We start from the raw sequence: 15,825 nt of genomic DNA, 5'->3' as shown, positions 1-15,825 counted from the left end.
GCGCCATGGCGCCCATCGATGAAACGACAAAACGCGGAGCCTGGCTCCGCGTTTTTTTGTCCCGCCGATGCCGATCTCGGCACGGGATCGACCCGCGCCTCGATTTCGGCCGGCCATTCGATCTTGACCGGCTATTCGATCTCGATCAGCACTTCGCCAGGCGTGACGCGGTCCCCCTTGGCGACATGCACTGCTTTGACCGTGCCACTGACACGGGCCTGGACCTCCGTTTCCATCTTCATCGCTTCGGTGATCAGCACCGCCTGCCCCTCCTTGACGCTATCGCCCTCGGCCACCAGCACGTCGACGATATTGCCCGGCATCGACGTGGAAACGTGCCCCGGAGCGCTGGCCTTGGCACGGCCGCCGCTCTTGCCCTCCTGCACGAACTCGCCCTTGGCCTCGAACACGACCTCCTCGGGCATGCCGTCGAGCGTCAGATAGACACGGCGCTTGCTGCCGCTACCGCTGCCGACGCCGGTGATCTGAACTTCATAGGATTCGCCATGGACATCGATCACGAACTCGGTCGGAACGCCCTCGGAAACCGGACGCCCGGCCGCGCCGGCGGATTCCGCTGCCGGAATCGCCTCCGGGGTCAGCGTGCCGTCACGGCGGCCCTGCAGGTACTCGCGTCCAAGATCGGGGAACATGGCGAAGGTGAGCACATCTTCTTCGCTTTCGGCGAGCTCACCGACTTCCTTCTCCAGTCGGGTCATCTCCGGCTTGAGATGATCCGCGGGACGGCCTTCGTCGACCGGCTCGTTGCCGATCGCCTTGCGGCGCACTTCGGCATTGACCTCGGCCGGCGGCTGACCGTAGCCACCCAACAGATATCGCTTCACCTCGTTGGTGATCGACTTGTAGCGCTCCCCGGTCAACACGTTCATGGCGGCCTGGGTGCCGACGATCTGCGATGTCGGCGTCACCAGCGGCGGATAACCGAGATCGGCACGCACCTTGGGAATCTCGTCGAACACATCCTGAATCCGGCCCAGCGCATTCTGCTCTTTCATCTGATTGGCCAGATTCGACATCATCCCGCCCGGCACCTGCCAGATCTGCACGCTGACATCCTCGCGGGTGTACTCGCTCTCGAAAGCCGCATATTTCTTGCGCACCTCGCGGAAGTAGTCGCCGACTTCCTTGAGTGCCACCAGATCCAGCCCGGTGTCGTGGGGCGTTTCCTGAAACGCTGCCACCATCGCTTCGGTAGACGGATGACTGGTACCCCCGGCAAAGGCCGAGATACAGGTATCGATATGACGACAGCCCGCTTCCACGGCTTTCATCTGGCTCATCGACGCCAGCCCCGACGTTGCGTGAGCGTGAAGATGAATCGGCACGTCGACCGCGTCGACCAGCGCCGCGACCAGCTCGCCGGTGGCATAGGGTGTCAGCAGGCCGGCCATGTCCTTGATCGCGATCGAGTCCGCGCCCATCTCGACCAACCGCCTGGCCTGCTCGACGTACATCTCTCGGGTGTGAACGGGGCTGACGGTATAACAGATCGTCCCCTGGGCATGCTTGCCACTGGCCTTGACCGCCTTCATCGCGGTTTCGAGGTTACGCAGGTCGTTCAACGCATCGAATACCCGGAAGATATCGATGCCGTTATCGGCGGAACGGGCGACGAAGCGCTCGACCACATCATCCGCGTAATGGCGATAGCCGAGCAGATTCTGGCCGCGAAGGAGCATCTGCAACGGCGTATTGGGCAGCGCTTCCCGCAACGACTGCAGCCGCTCCCAGGGGTCCTCCTTGAGGAAACGTACGCAGGCGTCAAAGGTGGCGCCTCCCCAGACCTCGAGCGAATGAAAGCCGATCGCGTCGAGCTTGGCACAGATCGGCAGCATGTCTTCGGTTCGCATGCGGGTGGCGATCAACGACTGGTGGCCGTCGCGCAGGACGACATCACTGATTTTGACGGATGACGAGTCGGCGTTGTTCATGGTCTCTCCTGTTCTGATCCTGGTTCGTTCGACGCTTTCAAACCCCGGCATGAGCCGCAATCGCCGCCGCGATCGCCAACGCTACCGCTTCAGGGTTGCGCTTGACGGAGTAGTTGAGCAACTCGGGATGGGCGGGAACGAATCCGGTGTCGAAATGGCCGCCACGAAAGTCGGGGTGGCGCAGAATTTCCTGATAATAAGGTGCGGTGGTCTTCACGCCTTGCAGCCGCATGTCGTTCAGCGCGCGGATGCCGCGATTGAGAGTTTCCTCCCAGGTCATTCCCCAGACGATCAGTTTGAGACACATCGAGTCGAAATAGGGCGGGATGGTATAGCCCGTATAGATCGCCGTGTCGGTGCGCACGCCCGGGCCGCCGGGCGCGTAGTAGCGGGTGATACGCCCGAAGCTGGGCAGGAAATCATTCTTGGGGTCCTCGGCGTTGATCCGGAACTGCATGGCATAGCCTTGATGGCGCACGTCCTCCTGGCGGTAGGCCAGCCGCTCTCCGGCGGCGATTCGCAGCTGCTCGCGGACGATATCGACGCCGGTGATCGCTTCGGTAACGGTGTGCTCGACCTGGACGCGGGTATTCATCTCCATGAAGAAGACTTCGTTATCCTTGACCAGGAACTCCACGGTACCGGCGTTTTCGTAGTTCACCGCTTGCGCGGCGCGCACCGCCATCTTGCCGACGTAACTGCGCTGCTCCGGTGTCAGCTGAGGACTGGGGGCGATCTCGATCAGTTTCTGGTTGCGGCGCTGGATCGAGCAGTCGCGCTCGAACAGATGGATCACGCCGCCGTGGGCGTCGGCCAGCACCTGAACTTCGATATGCAGCGGATCGACGACGCACTTCTCCATGAACACTTCGGCGCTGCCGAACGCCTTGGTCGCCTCGGAGATCACCCGATCCCAGGCCTGCGCGAGCTGATCCGGGGTATCGCAGCGGCGAATGCCACGCCCCCCGCCGCCGGACGTCGCCTTGAGCATCACCGGGTAACCGATCTGCTCGGCCACTGTCAGCGCCTCGTCGCGGTCGGCCAGATTGCCCCCGGAGCCAGGCGTGATCGGCACGCCGGCCTCGCGCATCGCGGCCCTTGCAGCGGTCTTGTCACCCATCCTGGCGATGACTTCGGCACTCGGGCCGACGAATGCGATGCCCGCCTCGCTGCAGATTCTGGCAAACTCGGCACTCTCGGATAGAAAACCGTAACCGGGATGGATGGCATCACAGCCGGTCTCCCGCGCCAGATTGACGATGCGCCGCGGATCCAGATAGCCGGCCAGCGGCTCGTCGCCGAGGAAGTGGGCTTCGTCCGCGCCTTTGACATGCAGCGAAAAGCGGTCGGGTTCGGTATAGATCGCGACCGAACGAATGCCCATTTCGGCGCAGGCTCGTACAATACGCACGGCAATTTCGCCGCGGTTGGCGATAAGCAGCTTGTTGAACACCGTTGATCCTCCCGGTTGTCGCATTGATGCGCTCGATCTGGTCTCTTACGCTAGCGATCCGGGTACCAATAGAAAAATTGATATTTTTTTGCCAACCTATAAGCTAAACCTTATACCTGATTGTGAGAGCCTACCGAATGTCGCGACCCAACCTGCTCAATCGCCTGACATTCCGTCAGCTCCAGGTGTTTCAGGCCGTGCACCGTCAGCAGTCATACTCCCGCGCCGCCGAACAGCTGGGTCTCACGCAGCCCGCCGTCAGCGCCCAGATCCGACAGCTCGAACAGGCGTTGAGCCAGCCGCTGTTCAAGTATGCCGGCAAGACGCTTCACATCCTGCCCGCCGCCGATGCGCTGGCCGCTTCCGTCCAGTCGATCTTCGGCCAGGTATCGAGCCTGCAGATGGAGCTGTCGGAGCTGGCAGGCACGATACGGGGAGAGCTCAATCTGGCGGCTGTCTCGACGGCCCAATACGTGGTGCCGCATATTCTGGCCCGCTTCCGCGCCCGTTATCCGGAGGTTCAGATTCGGCTACGGGTCTGCAATCGGGCGCAGGCGCTCGAGCGCCTGGCGGAAAGGCGGGATGATCTGGTGATCATGGGCATGGTGCCCGACGATCCCAATCTGGTGTTCATGCCCATTCTGGACAATGAATTGATTCCGGTGGTGTGGCCGGGGCATCCGCTGGTCACGGCCGACCAGGCGACGCTCGAGGATTTCGCGCGTCACTACCTGCTGATGAGAGAGCCGGGCTCTGGTGCCCGCACGGCGTTCGAGGATTTCGCGGCCAGAGAGCGCATCTCCTTGCATCACACCATCGAGCTGGGTACCAACGAAGCGATCAAGCAAGGCGTCATGGCGCATCTCGGGGTGGCGGTACTGCCGCGCCTTGCAGTCCAGCTGGAGCTGGCATCCGGCCTGCTGGCGAGCCCGACCATCCCCGGCTTTCCGCTGAGACGCTCGTGGTGCACGGTCTACCCCAAGGACCGCTATCCCACGCCGGTCACCGAGCTGTTCCTGCGGTTCGTGCGCGAGCTATTGCCAGAGCTGAATGCCCACTTCCGTGCCCCAATGACGCCAATCGAAACCCCGACGCTGCTGTGCCTGCCCGCCGAGGGCTAGGCGCCGCGACCAGACGCCTCGCGCAGCGGCACCTGGACGCGCAGCACGTGTAGCTGGATCAACTCCTGGGCCAGCGTTGCCAGCAGTTGCAAACGCTGCATATCGTCCTCCTCGAAGGTGCGCGGCAACGTGCCAATCAGGCAGAGCGTTCCCACGCACACGCCCGGCATCACGAACAGCGGGTAGCCCGCGTAGAAGCGAATGAAGGGCGGCCCCGTCACCAACGGGTTATCGGAAAATCGCGGATCACGCAGCGCATTGTTGATCACCATGGGCTGGCCGTCGGCCACGACATGGCCGCAGAACGAAATCCGCCGTGGCGTTTCACAGACGCTCAAACCCTGGCGCGACTTGAACCACTGGCGATCCTCGTCGATCAGCGTAACCATCGACATGGGAACATCGAAGATCTTTGTCGCCAACTCCGTCAACCGGTCGAATCCCTCGTCGCATGTGGAATCCAGCAGTTGAAGATTTCGCAGCACGGTCAGGCGCTCGACTTCGTTCTGGGGCAAATCCGGTGCAATCATAGTACTGGCTCTTACTCTTCAATACGGAGAAACCATCCGAAAGGCGGGTTCTCGGAACAGAAAATCAGGGAACGGAGAGGCGATTCCGGTTGAGCGGCCCTCACGTCGGACCGAACAGCGCCGATAAACGATCTCCCAAATACGCCCGTGGAGCAAAATCGGATGCATCGACCCATAAAATAGACCGAATTGCGTGGCGAATGCTTGCAACCCCGGGGCCAGATGAGACGGTCTGGCAGCACCCACGAAAAACGGGCTTGCCGGCGTACTGGCAAGCCCGTCCAGATCCTCCTGACGAGGCAGATCTACTTCACCTCGACCCCATGCGCCTGCTTGTCGGCGTGGTAGGACGAGCGCACCAACGGCCCGGATGCCACGTGCTTGAAGCCCATCGCCCTGCCCTGCTCGGCAAACCAGTCGAAGGTACTGGGGTGCACCCAACGATCGACCGGCAGGTGATTGCGGGAAGGCTGCATGTACTGGCCCAGTGTCAGCATATCGACATCGTGGGCCCGCAAGTCGCGCATGACCTCGATCACCTGCTCGTCGGTCTCTCCGACCCCGAGCATCAGACCCGATTTGGTCATCACTTCCGGGCGGCGCGTCTTGTAACCTTTCAGCAGATCCAGAGACCACTGGTAGTCGGCGCCGGGCCGAACCTTGCGGTAAAGCGACGGGACCGTTTCCAGATTGTGATTGAAGACGTCCGGCGCCTCGCCTTCCATGATGTCGAGGGCGACCTGCATCCGTCCGCGAAAATCCGGGACCAGGACCTCGATTTCGATTTCCGGGCTGTCACGTCGAATTTCGCGGATGCAGTTGGCGAAATGCTGCGCCCCGCCGTCGCGCAGATCATCACGATCCACCGACGTCACCACGACGTAATTGAGCCGCATCTCGGCAATCGCTTCCGCCAGCTCGCGAGGTTCATTCTCGTTGAGCGAATTGGGACGACCGTGGGCGACATCGCAGAAGGGGCAACGACGAGTGCAGATGTCCCCCATGATCATGAAGGTCGCCGTGCCCCCGCTGAAACATTCACCCAGATTCGGGCAGGACGCTTCTTCGCAGACGGTGTGCAGTCCATGCTTGCGCAGAGTCTGCTTGATATGGGTGATCTTGGGCGAGACCGGCATTCTGACTCGCAACCAGTCCGGTTTCTTCGGCAACGTTTCGGTCGGAATGACCTTGACGGGAATCCGGGAGACCTTTTCGGCACCGCGCAGTTTGACACCGCGCTCGGCGCGCGCCGGCTTCTTGGTCTCGGGCGTTGGCATGACGGTCGTCTCGGTCATAGGTCCCTTCCTGATAGGTCGTGAAACGCCGATAGCTAAGCAGTCGCTACCGGTTCAAAAGCTTGCGGCCAGCCGGATTGCGCGAGCAGCATCGTGGACAGTCGCCTTGCCAGGCAGTCTGCCAGTCTATCGGCTTCGGTGACCCATGATACCGGCTCGGCGACATGGTCACGCAGCTGAGTCATCTTCAGTCCGGCATAGCCGCACGGGTTGATTCGCGCGAACGGTGACAGATCCATATCGAGGTTGAGCGCGACGCCGTGGAAACTGCAGCCTCGTCGAATCCGCAGACCCAGCGATGCGATCTTGTCGTCGCCGACGTAGACACCGGGCGCATCTGGCCGCGCCCGCGCGTCCACGTCGTGATATGCCAGCAGATCGACGACGGCAGTCTCGAGCAGCGTGACCAGTTCCCGGACGCCCAACCCTCGCCTTCGCACATCGAGCAGCGGATAGAGCACGATCTGACCCGGACCATGGTAGGTTATCTGTCCACCACGATCGCTTTCGATCACCGGGATGTCTCCAGGCATCAACAGGTGCTCCGGCTTGCCGGCGCGTCCCTGCGTGAAAACCGGATCATGCTCGACCAGCCAAAGCTGGTCCGGCGCAGCGGCGTCGCGCGTATCGGTGAACTGCGACATCGCCCGCCACACCGGTAGATATGGCTGTCGTCCCAGGCGATAGAGTTGCAGCGCGGACATCGACGTCAAAGCACCATGTGAACGCGGCCGGTCGCTTTCAGATCCTGAAACAGCGCACTCAACTGCGCCTCTCCCGTGGCGTGAATCACCACCCGGATCGACTGAAAACGGCCGTTGCGGCTATCGGACAGCTTGATCGATGCCGGATCGAAACCGGGAGCATGTTGCTCGATCACTTCGCTGACGGCGGCGACGAAATCCTCGGCAGCGTCACCCACCACACGAATCGGATAATCGCAGGGAAACTCGACCTTCGGTCGAGGCAGGTCAACATCGTTGGGTGTCTGGGTCATGGCACTGTCGCTATCTGAGTCGTGGCACTGTCGTTATCGGAGTCAGGGCACAAGGGTCATCTGCATGATGACATCAGGCGCTGAAAGTCATTTCCGACCATTCTACTCAACATCCCCCCTGGCACCAACCGGAGCCGACCGCGAGCCCTCTGCACAAGCCGTTTCCCCGGCACCGCATTCCGCTCTAGCCGAGCAGCTCACGGAAAAGGCGCCGCCTTGTCGGCGGCGCCCGATCGCCATTCGATGGAACCGGCTCGAAGGATCGCTCTCAGCCGAATCGTCTCGGTGTTCGAGATTGACCTTCGAGACAGCCCCTTCGCCTAGGTCTCGTCGCTGAGGTGTCTCGTCGCCTCAGTCTTTTCGACCCAGGCAGCCGGCTCAATCGAACAGACCGGTCACGAACAGAACGACGGAGTCCCACAGGCGCTTGAAGATACCACCCTCTTCGACGCCTTCCAGCGCTACCAGCGGCTCCTGGCCCAGCACTTCATTTCCGGACTTGATCTCCAGGGTGCCGACCTGCTGGCCCGCCTTGATCGGCGCATGCAAGGTTTCCGGCAGATTGAGACGGGCAGTCAGGTTATCGGCGCTGCCCCGCGGAACGGTCATGCTGACCTCGTTCTGGACGCCAAGGCGAACCGTATCGCTTGCGCCGCCCCAGACGCGCGCTTCGTTGAGCACGGAGCCGGCATCGTAGAGTTTGCGGGTCTGGAAGAAACGGAAGCCGTAGTTGAGCAGACGCTGGGTTTCCGCGGCCCGGGCCTCGTCGGAGTTGGTGCCCATGACCACGGCGATCAATCGAGTATCCTGCTTCTTGGCCGAGGCCACCAGGCAGAATCCGGCGGCTTCGGTATGGCCGGTCTTCAAACCGTCCACGTCCGGGTCGCGCCACAACAGACGATTGCGGTTGGGCTGGCGAATGTCGTTGTAGGTGAAATATTTCTCGGAGTAGACCTGATAGTGGTCCGGGAAGTCCGTGATGATATGGCGCGCGAGAATCGCCAGGTCGTGGGCGGAAGAGTAATGATCGTCGTGCGGCAGCCCGGTCGGATTCATGAAGTGGCTGTTCTTCATGCCCAGACGCTGGGCCTGCTGATTCATCAGATCCGCGAAGGCCGACTCGCTTCCGGCCACATACTCCGACAAGGCCACGCTGGCATCGTTGCCGGATTGCACCACCACGCCCCGCAACAGGTTTTCGACGCTGACCTGGGTGCCTTCCTGAATGAACATGCGTGAGCCGCCGGTCCGCCAGGCATTTTCGCTGATGCTGACCATATCGGTATCGGAAATACTGCCACCGTCGATCTCCTGCTCGACGATATACGCCGTCATCATCTTGGTCAGGCTCGCCGGCGGCAATCGCTGATCACCGTCGTGATTCACCAGCAGCTGACCGGTGGAAGCGTCCATCAGCACCCAGGACGACGCCGCCAGATCCGGCGGCGACGGAATCAGCTGGCCCGGCTCCGGATTGCTCGCCGACATCTGGCTATCGGGCGTGGGCTGCTGGGCGCTGACTGGAGAGGAAAGCAGCCCCAGGCATAATGACGCCGAGATAACCAGGCGTGAAACAGATGAAGTGAACAACGCTTTCATGACAGTCGGGTTCTCACTGGACGAGGGTTACTGAGTGGGCGCTACCAGGAACGTCTGGCCGTAGCCGGCGTCGCGCAGGGTAGCCCTGATGGATTCGAGCGATGCCAGGTCATTGATGGGCCCGACCTGGACACGATAGAGAGGGGACGCATTGTCAATGCGAACCGGCTGCGACAGCAAGTCTTGCAGGCGGCTTTTCAACGCTTCCGCTCCGGACTGAGAGCCCAGCGCGGCCACCTGCACGTAGCGCTGCCCCGCCGTCGACGATGGTCCCGGGGCCAGCGGGGAGACATCATCGCCAGGCGACGGCGACGGTGCCGACTCGGTAGCGTCCGCATTCGCCGCCGCGAGAACGGGATCGATGCTCGTCTGGTAGTCGATGCTCGAACCGGCGTCCGTGCCGCTTGCCCTCGAAACGACGGGCTGACGAAGCGACGTCCGGGCAGGTACCGATGGGCTCGCTGTGGCTCGGGAGGCGACAGTATCCTGGTCAGCGCGTGGTCGCTCGCCATTCGACTGGCCATGCGTACGAGCCCAGACCACCGGATCGATGGCCTCGACTTTCACCCGTCCCGTCCCGCCCTTGAGAATCCCCAGCCGCGCAGCTGCCGCATAGGAAAGATCGATCAGCCGATCGCTGTGAAACGGGCCCCGGTCGTTCACGCGCACGATGACCTTGCGTCCGTTGTCGAGATTGGTGACTCGCGCATAGGTCGGTAACGGCAGCGAGCGATGCGCCGCCGACATCTTGTACATGTCGTAGGTTTCGCCGTTGGCAGTGTCGTAACCCTGGAACTTGACCCCATACCAGGAAGCCCGACCTTCCGCCGAATAGCCCGAGGGATCGTCGAGCACGTGATAGGTCTTGCCCCAGACGGTATACGTCGAGCGATTGCCGCTCCTGGAGCGAGGCTCGACCCTCGGCACGGCATCCGGCACGTTGGCGACATCCTCGGGCGTATCCGGGTAGGCGTCCTGATCCATCGCGTAACGGCCGCTACCGCCTCCGGAACCGCCCCCGCCAGCGCACCCGGCCAGCAGTGCCAGCACAAACGACACCAGCGTCGAGGCGACAAGCCAGCGCCCTCTCCGGGACCACCTCGTCATGCGCCCTCGCTCATCGCCGTCTGGATACGTTGCGCCAGGGTCGCCACTGCCATGGCGTAAAGATGACTGTGGTTGTAGCGCGTGATGACATAGAAGTTGTCGAGACCCAGCACATAGCGGACGTGTCCGTCGGCGAAATCCAGGGCCAACGGGACGACCTTGTCGCCCGGCTGCAGACGTCCCGCCGTCGGCTCGATACCCGCTTGCTCGAGCGTGGTGACCGAGGTATCCGGCGGCTCGGTACGATTGAAGCCGATCGAAGATGGCAGCACCTCAGGACCACTGGCTTCGACCAGAACCGCCTGGTGGCGGCGCCAGCCATGCTCGCCGAAGTAATTGGCGATACTGCCGATGGCATCGACCGGGTTGTTCCACAGATCCTTCAGGCCATCGAAATCGAAATCCACCGCATAGGCCTGATAGCTCGTCGGAATGAACTGCGGATATCCCATCGCCCCTGCGTAGGATCCATATAGCGTGGCGGGATCGACGCCCTGGCCCAGCGTGATCTCGAGAAAGGCCTCGAGTTCGCCGCGGAAGAATGTGCCCCGGGATGGGTGATGAAAGGCCAGCGTCGAGAGGGAATCCAGTACGCGGTGCGTGCCCTTGTGCTGACCATACTGGGTTTCGACACCCAGGATCGCCACCACGATCTCCGGCGGCACGCCGTAGACTTTTTCGGCCCGGGCCAACGCCTCGTGATGCGATTTGAGAAAGGCGACGCCCTGACGAATGCGCTCGGGCTGGATGAAAATGTCGCGATACTCATCCCATCGCAGCCGGCGTTCCGCCGCATGATTCATCGCCTTCAGCACCTGGGGGCGGTACTGCGCCGCCTGCATCGCGGCCTCGAGCTTCTGTCTCGGCAATCCCTGCTGCGATAACCCTTCCAGCATTGCCCCGACGTCGGGGTGGGTGGCCGGATCGAAGTTTTCCTCGGCCTGCGCCACTGCGCTTGCCATGCCCAGCAGACTTACCAACAGCAGACTGATGCTAAATCGACGTTCTCGTCTCCAACGCAACGGCATGCGCGACTGACTCCCTGCTTGCGGCTCTTCCAGCGTCAGTGTGTCAACAGACGCCGGTGCGTGTGAATCGACATGAGAATACCGAACCCGGCCATCAAGGTCACGCTGGAGGTCCCGCCATAGCTGACCAGCGGCAACGGCACGCCGACGACCGGCAGAATGCCGGTAACCATGCCGATATTCACGAAAACATAGATGAAGAACGTCAGCACGATACTGCCCGCCAGCAAGCGTCCATAGGTGTCCTGGGCATTGTTGGCCATCACCAGACCGCGCGAGACCAGCAGCAGATACAGCACCAGAATCGTGCTCATGCCGATCAGACCGAACTCTTCACCCAGCACGGCGACGATGAAGTCGGTATGACGCTCGGGCAGAAACTCGAGCTGAGACTGCGTGCCCAACCCCCACCCCTTGCCTTCCAGCCCGCCACTGCCGATCGCCGTCTTGGACTGGATGATGTTCCAGCCGGCGCCGAGGGGGTCGCTCTCCGGATTGAGAAAGGTCAGGACTCGCTGCCGCTGGTAGTCATGCATGTTGATCCACAGCAGGGGCGCAGCGCCCCCCGCCAGGGCGACCAGCGCCAGGATGAACTTCCACGAAAGCCCCGCCAGCAGGATCACGAACACTGCCGCACAGGTGACCAGCAGCGAGGTGCCCAGGTCAGGCTGACGAGCGATCAACAGCACCGGGACGCCGACGATCACCGCACAGACGATCAGATCGCGCCAGGTCGGTGGCAACGGCCGCCGATGAAAATAAGCCGCCAGCATCATCGGCATGGCGATCTTCATCAACTCGGAAGGCTGGAACCGTAGCGGACCGATTTCCAGCCAACGCTGAGCCCCCATACCGATATCCCCCATGATCTCGACGGCGATCAGCATCAACAGACCGGCGCCGTAGGCCACCGGCGTCCATCGAAACAACGTCCCGGGCGAGAACTGCGCGATGACGATCGCGCCCAGCAATGCCACACCCATGCGCGAGGCCTGCGCCATCGTCGTCGAAGCGGACATGCCACTGGCGCTGTAGAGCACCACCAGCCCGAACGAGATCAGCAGCAACAGGATCGACAACAGCCACGGATCGAGGTGCACTCGCAGCCACAACGAGCGCTTCCGGCCCACTCGTGCACGATGGTTTCCCGGTGCTACGCGTTGAAAATCAGTCGCCATCGATACTCTCGATTTCTTCGTTGACCGTCGTGTCCGGCGGATCCTTGAGTTCGCTATCCGGCAACAGCCAGGCATCGGTGAGTTCGCGACCCAGCCCGGATACGCCACCGCCGGCGTTCTCGACGATGACAGCGATCGCGATCTGGGGGTCATCGACCGGAGCAAAGCCGATGAATAGCGCGTGGTCGCGAAGACGCTCGGTCAGTTCATCGGCGTCATACTTCTGGTTCTGCCCCAGTGAAAAGACCTGAGCCGTGCCGGTCTTCGCCGCCATCTGGTACTGCATGCCTGCACCGACCTTGCGGGCAGTCCCTTCGGAACCGTTGAGCACCGCCTCCATGCCCTTGTAGACGTCCTGCCACCAGCGCGCCTTGTCGAGTTCCACGTCCGGCTTGGTATCCGCAAACGGCGGCTCGATGGCTTCATCGCCCACGCGCTTGGCCAGGTGGGGTCGCACCCAGTGACCGTGATTGGCCAACGTCGCCGTGGCAGCCGCGAGTTGAAGCGGCGTCGCCATGAAGTAACCCTGACCGATTCCCGCGGAAAGCGTTTCACCGGGATACCACACCTGGTTGTACTTCTCGCGCTTCCATTCACGGGAGGGCATCAAGCCCGGCAAGGCGCCCTGAACGTCCAGTGAAGTGACCTCGCCGAAGCCGAACTGGTGCATGAAGGCGGATAGCCGATCGATGCCCAGGCGATAGGCCATGGTATAGAAGTAGGTGTTATTGGAGACCTCCAGCGCGCGCTCGAGGTCGACACGGCCATGGCCCCAGCGCAGCCAGTTGTGGTAACGCCGGGTATCGTTGGGCAGCTGGAAATAGCCCGGGTCGTAGATGATGTCATCGGGCTTGACCACCCCATCCTGCAGCGCAGCCAGCGCTTCGAACGGTTTGACGGTGGACCCCGGCGGATACTGGCCTCGCACCGCACGGTTATACAGCGGCAGATCGAGATTTTCCTGCAGGGCACGATAGTCCTTGTAGGAAATTCCGGTGACGAACTTGTTGATATCGAAGCCCGGCGCCGAGACCATCGCCAGGATGTCGCCCGTCTTGGGCTGGATCGCCACGATAGCGCCGCGCCGCCCTCCCAGCAGATCGTATGCCATATGCTGCAGGCGACTATCGATGGTCAGCGTGATGTCCTTGCCCGGCACGGCCGGGCTTCGCTCCAGTTCGCGCAGGACCCTGCCACGCGCATTGGTTTCGACCTTGCGCAGGCCGGCCTTGCCATGGAGCGCATCTTCGTAGGTGTATTCGATGCCGGTCTTGCCGATGAAATGGGTCCCGGCATAGTTGCCCGGATCGAGGTCGGCCAGCTCCTCCGCGTTGATCCGCCCGACGTAGCCCAGAACGTGTGACATCACGATGGGGTCGGGGTAATAACGCATCAGCTGCGCCTCGACCTCGACCCCACTGAGCAGATAGCGGTTCACTGCCAGCCGGGCAATCTGATCTTCGGTCAGATCGCTGATCAACAGCGCCGGCTGATACGGCCTCTGCCGCTGACGCGAGCGCTCGCGAAAAGTCTCGACCTCATCCTCCGGCAGATCCAGGATGTCCACCAGGCGCTGCAGCGTGGTGTCGAGATCGTCGACGCGTTCGCGCACGATGGTGAGATTGTAGGTGGGACGGTTTTCCGCCAGCAGCTTGCCGTGTCGGTCGTAGATCAGGCCGCGACGCGGAGGGAGCGGCTCCACTCGCATGCGGTTGTTGTCGGAGCGGGTGATGAAAACGTCGTGCTCGATGACCTGCAGGTAGACCAGGCGCGAGACGATCGCCCCTGCCATCAGCACAATGATCAGTGCGGCAACCAGCGAACGATGACGAAAGACACGAACTTCACGCTCGTGATTCTTGACGTTTTCCCGACGTTTACGCATGAGGAGAACGGCGATTCATGTCGATGACCGGCTGCGAGCCGTCACGACGTCCGATGGCATCGCTTTCGGTGGCGTCAAATGGAAACAAGCGACTGACTCTCTGGCTCAGCGGTGATACGGATGTCCTGCGAGCAATGTCCAGGCGCGATAGAGCTGTTCTGCCAGCACGACCCGCACCAGCGGGTGCGGTAGCGTCAAGGCGGATAGCGACCAGGACTGTCGAGCACGAGCAACGACTCGGGGATCGAGACCGTCAGGCCCTCCGACAACCAGTGCGATGTCCTGCCCTTCCAGGCGCCAGGAATCCAGCTGCCGGGAGAGCTGCTCGGTCGTCCAGGCCGCCCCTTTGACCTCGAGTGCCACGATACGTTCCTGATCGCGCAGTTTCTCCAGCATCCGATCACCCTCGGCCTGGACCGCCCGCGCCACGTCGGCGTTCTTGCCGCGAGAACCGGCCGGGATCTCGATGATCTCGAACGGCATCTCCCGCGGCAGTCGCTTGCGGTACTCATCGACGCCAGCCTCGACCCACGCCGGCATGCGCGAGCCGACCGCCAGCAGCCGAATTTTCACCCGCGGAGCTCTTGCCGATCCGCTTCCCGTTGCGAATCCGAGGGCAAGTCGGCCCACAGGCGCTCGAGATCGTAGAGCTGGCGAGTTTCCGGCATCATCACATGCGCAATGACATCGCCCAGGTCCACCAGCACCCATTCTCCGCTCTGCTGCCCTTCGACACCCAGCGGCCGCAGGCCCGCTTCTTTGACCTTCTCCACCACGTTTTCCGCCAGCGCAGAAACATGCCGCGATGACGTACCGCTGGCGACCACCATGACATCGGTGACGCTGGTCAACTCGGCGACATCCAGCTCGACGACGTCGCGCGCCTTGAGCTCTTCCAGCGCCTCGACCACCAATGATTTAAGCGTATCTGTCTGCATAGCTCCTCGTCATATAGCCCCTCGGATGGGGAATCGCGTCTCCCGGAATCCGGGAGACGCGCATTTTACTCGGATAACCCCCGAACGCCAGCCCCGGGCTCTCGATAGAGGCCGTGGACGGCAATGTAACGCTCGACGGCTTCAGGAATCAGGTAGCGCACGCTGAGTCCTTGTTGCAGACGCCGACGCACTGCGGTGGCCGCGATCGCCATGCGGCTGGGCAGACGCAGCCGCAGCAAGCTTCCGGCCGGCGCCGCCATCAGCGACGCGACCGAATCCACTTCCCGACCCTCGATCAGTGATGCCAATAGCGGTTCCAGCGGTGCCTCGTGATCCGGGCGATCGATCACCACGATATGGGCAAGCGTCAGCAGGCGCTCACGCTGGTGCCAGTCGGGCAGGCCCAGGAACGCGTCGTGCCCGACCGCCATGACCAGCCGCGCCTCGTCGCCCCACTCCTGGCGCAACGACGCCAAGGTGTCGACAGAGTAGGAGTGGCCCGGACGACGCACCTCGCGATCATCTGCTAGCAACCCCGGCGTGCCACCGATGCCGGCCTCCAGCATCGCCAGACGATGTTCGGCGGAGATGCCCGGCGCCTTGCGATGAGGCGGCACGTGAGCCGGAATCATGTGCACCGCGTCCAGAGCCAGCGCCTCGCCCAGCTCGACGGCACTGCGCAGATGCCCCAGGTGAACCGGGTCGAAAGTGCCACCCAGCATGGCAATACGCGCAAAGGAGG

15 protein-coding genes are annotated in these 15,825 nt (G+C 62.3%); 1 reads left to right on the top strand and 14 read right to left on the bottom strand.

Annotated elements, in window-relative coordinates; genetic code table 11:
* Positions 1-131: 131 nt before the first annotated feature.
* Positions 132-1,952: a sodium-extruding oxaloacetate decarboxylase subunit alpha gene (oadA, locus tag DOM36_RS03145; RefSeq protein ID WP_075570672.1), complete on the bottom strand. Its 1,821-nt coding sequence runs from the start codon at positions 1,950-1,952 to the stop codon at positions 132-134.
* Between the two features lie 37 nt (positions 1,953-1,989).
* Entirely contained in the window at positions 1,990-3,405 is a 1,416-nt protein-coding gene (locus DOM36_RS03140) for an acetyl-CoA carboxylase biotin carboxylase subunit (RefSeq protein ID WP_110641317.1), read from the bottom strand.
* A gap of 137 nt (positions 3,406-3,542) precedes the next feature.
* Here DOM36_RS03140 and DOM36_RS03135 point away from each other — a divergent pair, with 137 nt between their 5' ends.
* The gene (locus DOM36_RS03135; protein ID WP_110641315.1) at positions 3,543-4,526 is read left to right on the top strand and encodes a LysR family transcriptional regulator; all 984 of its coding nucleotides are present in this window, start codon (positions 3,543-3,545) and stop codon (positions 4,524-4,526) included.
* On the opposite strand, the gene DOM36_RS03130 is transcribed toward DOM36_RS03135, so the two are convergent.
* From DOM36_RS03130 to nadD, 12 genes are all read right to left on the bottom strand, one after another.
* The gene (locus tag DOM36_RS03130) at positions 4,523-5,056 is read right to left on the bottom strand and encodes a GAF domain-containing protein (RefSeq protein ID WP_110641313.1); all 534 of its coding nucleotides are present in this window, start codon (positions 5,054-5,056) and stop codon (positions 4,523-4,525) included. The two genes, DOM36_RS03135 and DOM36_RS03130, sit on opposite strands and share 4 nt — an antisense overlap.
* 305 nt (positions 5,057-5,361) lie before the next feature.
* Positions 5,362-6,351: a lipoyl synthase gene (gene lipA / locus DOM36_RS03125; RefSeq protein WP_198651188.1), complete on the bottom strand. Its 990-nt coding sequence runs from the start codon at positions 6,349-6,351 to the stop codon at positions 5,362-5,364.
* Positions 6,352-6,386: 35 nt separating this feature from the next.
* A complete protein-coding gene (gene lipB / locus DOM36_RS03120) occupies positions 6,387-7,055 on the bottom strand; it encodes a lipoyl(octanoyl) transferase LipB (protein WP_110641878.1) in 669 nt (222 codons plus the stop codon).
* A gap of 5 nt (positions 7,056-7,060) precedes the next feature.
* Positions 7,061-7,348 (bottom strand): DUF493 domain-containing protein, encoded by a 288-nt coding sequence (locus tag DOM36_RS03115; protein WP_075570676.1) that lies wholly within the window; start codon positions 7,346-7,348, stop codon positions 7,061-7,063.
* A gap of 378 nt (positions 7,349-7,726) precedes the next feature.
* Positions 7,727-8,947, bottom strand: coding sequence for a D-alanyl-D-alanine carboxypeptidase family protein (locus DOM36_RS03110; protein ID WP_110641311.1), 1,221 nt, complete (start codon positions 8,945-8,947; stop codon positions 7,727-7,729).
* A gap of 27 nt (positions 8,948-8,974) precedes the next feature.
* On the bottom strand, positions 8,975-10,054 hold the full coding sequence (locus DOM36_RS03105; RefSeq protein ID WP_110641309.1) for a septal ring lytic transglycosylase RlpA family protein: 1,080 nt from the start codon (positions 10,052-10,054) through the stop codon (positions 8,975-8,977).
* On the bottom strand, positions 10,051-11,082 hold the full coding sequence (mltB, locus tag DOM36_RS03100; RefSeq protein WP_110641307.1) for a lytic murein transglycosylase B: 1,032 nt from the start codon (positions 11,080-11,082) through the stop codon (positions 10,051-10,053). The genes DOM36_RS03105 and mltB overlap by 4 nt, the downstream gene beginning before the upstream one ends.
* A 35-nt stretch (positions 11,083-11,117) precedes the next feature.
* Positions 11,118-12,260: a rod shape-determining protein RodA gene (gene rodA / locus DOM36_RS03095; protein WP_110641305.1), complete on the bottom strand. Its 1,143-nt coding sequence runs from the start codon at positions 12,258-12,260 to the stop codon at positions 11,118-11,120.
* The gene (gene mrdA / locus DOM36_RS03090; protein ID WP_110641303.1) at positions 12,250-14,145 is read right to left on the bottom strand and encodes a penicillin-binding protein 2; all 1,896 of its coding nucleotides are present in this window, start codon (positions 14,143-14,145) and stop codon (positions 12,250-12,252) included. Before mrdA ends, rodA begins: the two co-directional genes overlap by 11 nt.
* A gap of 105 nt (positions 14,146-14,250) precedes the next feature.
* Positions 14,251-14,718: a 23S rRNA (pseudouridine(1915)-N(3))-methyltransferase RlmH gene (gene rlmH / locus DOM36_RS03085; RefSeq protein ID WP_075570682.1), complete on the bottom strand. Its 468-nt coding sequence runs from the start codon at positions 14,716-14,718 to the stop codon at positions 14,251-14,253.
* The gene (gene rsfS / locus DOM36_RS03080; RefSeq protein ID WP_075570683.1) at positions 14,715-15,083 is read right to left on the bottom strand and encodes a ribosome silencing factor; all 369 of its coding nucleotides are present in this window, start codon (positions 15,081-15,083) and stop codon (positions 14,715-14,717) included. Before rsfS ends, rlmH begins: the two co-directional genes overlap by 4 nt.
* Before the next feature lie 65 nt (positions 15,084-15,148).
* On the bottom strand, positions 15,149-15,805 hold the full coding sequence (gene nadD, locus DOM36_RS03075) for a nicotinate-nucleotide adenylyltransferase (protein WP_232823736.1): 657 nt from the start codon (positions 15,803-15,805) through the stop codon (positions 15,149-15,151).
* Between the last annotated feature and the right edge of the window lie 20 nt (positions 15,806-15,825).

The sequence above is a fragment of the Salinicola sp. CPA57 genome, from assembly GCF_003206035.1.
Taxonomy (GTDB): domain Bacteria; phylum Pseudomonadota; class Gammaproteobacteria; order Pseudomonadales; family Halomonadaceae; genus Salinicola; species Salinicola socius.
The sequence above is the reverse complement of the archived record's forward strand: the minus strand, read 5'-3'. Positions and strand labels throughout refer to the sequence as shown.

Coding starts and splice junctions, on each gene's coding strand:
- oadA (WP_075570672.1), bottom strand. CDS start 1,952: ATGAACAACGCCGACTCGTCATCCGTCAAAATCAGTGATGTCGTCCTG.
- rsfS (WP_075570683.1), bottom strand. CDS start 15,083: ATGCAGACAGATACGCTTAAATCATTGGTGGTCGAGGCGCTGGAAGAG.
- rodA (WP_110641305.1), bottom strand. CDS start 12,260: ATGGCGACTGATTTTCAACGCGTAGCACCGGGAAACCATCGTGCACGA.
- DOM36_RS03130 (WP_110641313.1), bottom strand. CDS start 5,056: ATGATTGCACCGGATTTGCCCCAGAACGAAGTCGAGCGCCTGACCGTG.
- lipA (WP_198651188.1), bottom strand. CDS start 6,351: ATGACCGAGACGACCGTCATGCCAACGCCCGAGACCAAGAAGCCGGCG.
- mltB (WP_110641307.1), bottom strand. CDS start 11,082: ATGCCGTTGCGTTGGAGACGAGAACGTCGATTTAGCATCAGTCTGCTG.
- DOM36_RS03135 (WP_110641315.1), top strand. CDS start 3,543: ATGTCGCGACCCAACCTGCTCAATCGCCTGACATTCCGTCAGCTCCAG.
- lipB (WP_110641878.1), bottom strand. CDS start 7,055: ATGTCCGCGCTGCAACTCTATCGCCTGGGACGACAGCCATATCTACCG.
- mrdA (WP_110641303.1), bottom strand. CDS start 14,145: ATGCGTAAACGTCGGGAAAACGTCAAGAATCACGAGCGTGAAGTTCGT.
- DOM36_RS03105 (WP_110641309.1), bottom strand. CDS start 10,054: ATGACGAGGTGGTCCCGGAGAGGGCGCTGGCTTGTCGCCTCGACGCTG.
- DOM36_RS03110 (WP_110641311.1), bottom strand. CDS start 8,947: ATGAAAGCGTTGTTCACTTCATCTGTTTCACGCCTGGTTATCTCGGCG.
- nadD (WP_232823736.1), bottom strand. CDS start 15,805: ATGCTGGGTGGCACTTTCGACCCGGTTCACCTGGGGCATCTGCGCAGT.
- DOM36_RS03115 (WP_075570676.1), bottom strand. CDS start 7,348: ATGACCCAGACACCCAACGATGTTGACCTGCCTCGACCGAAGGTCGAG.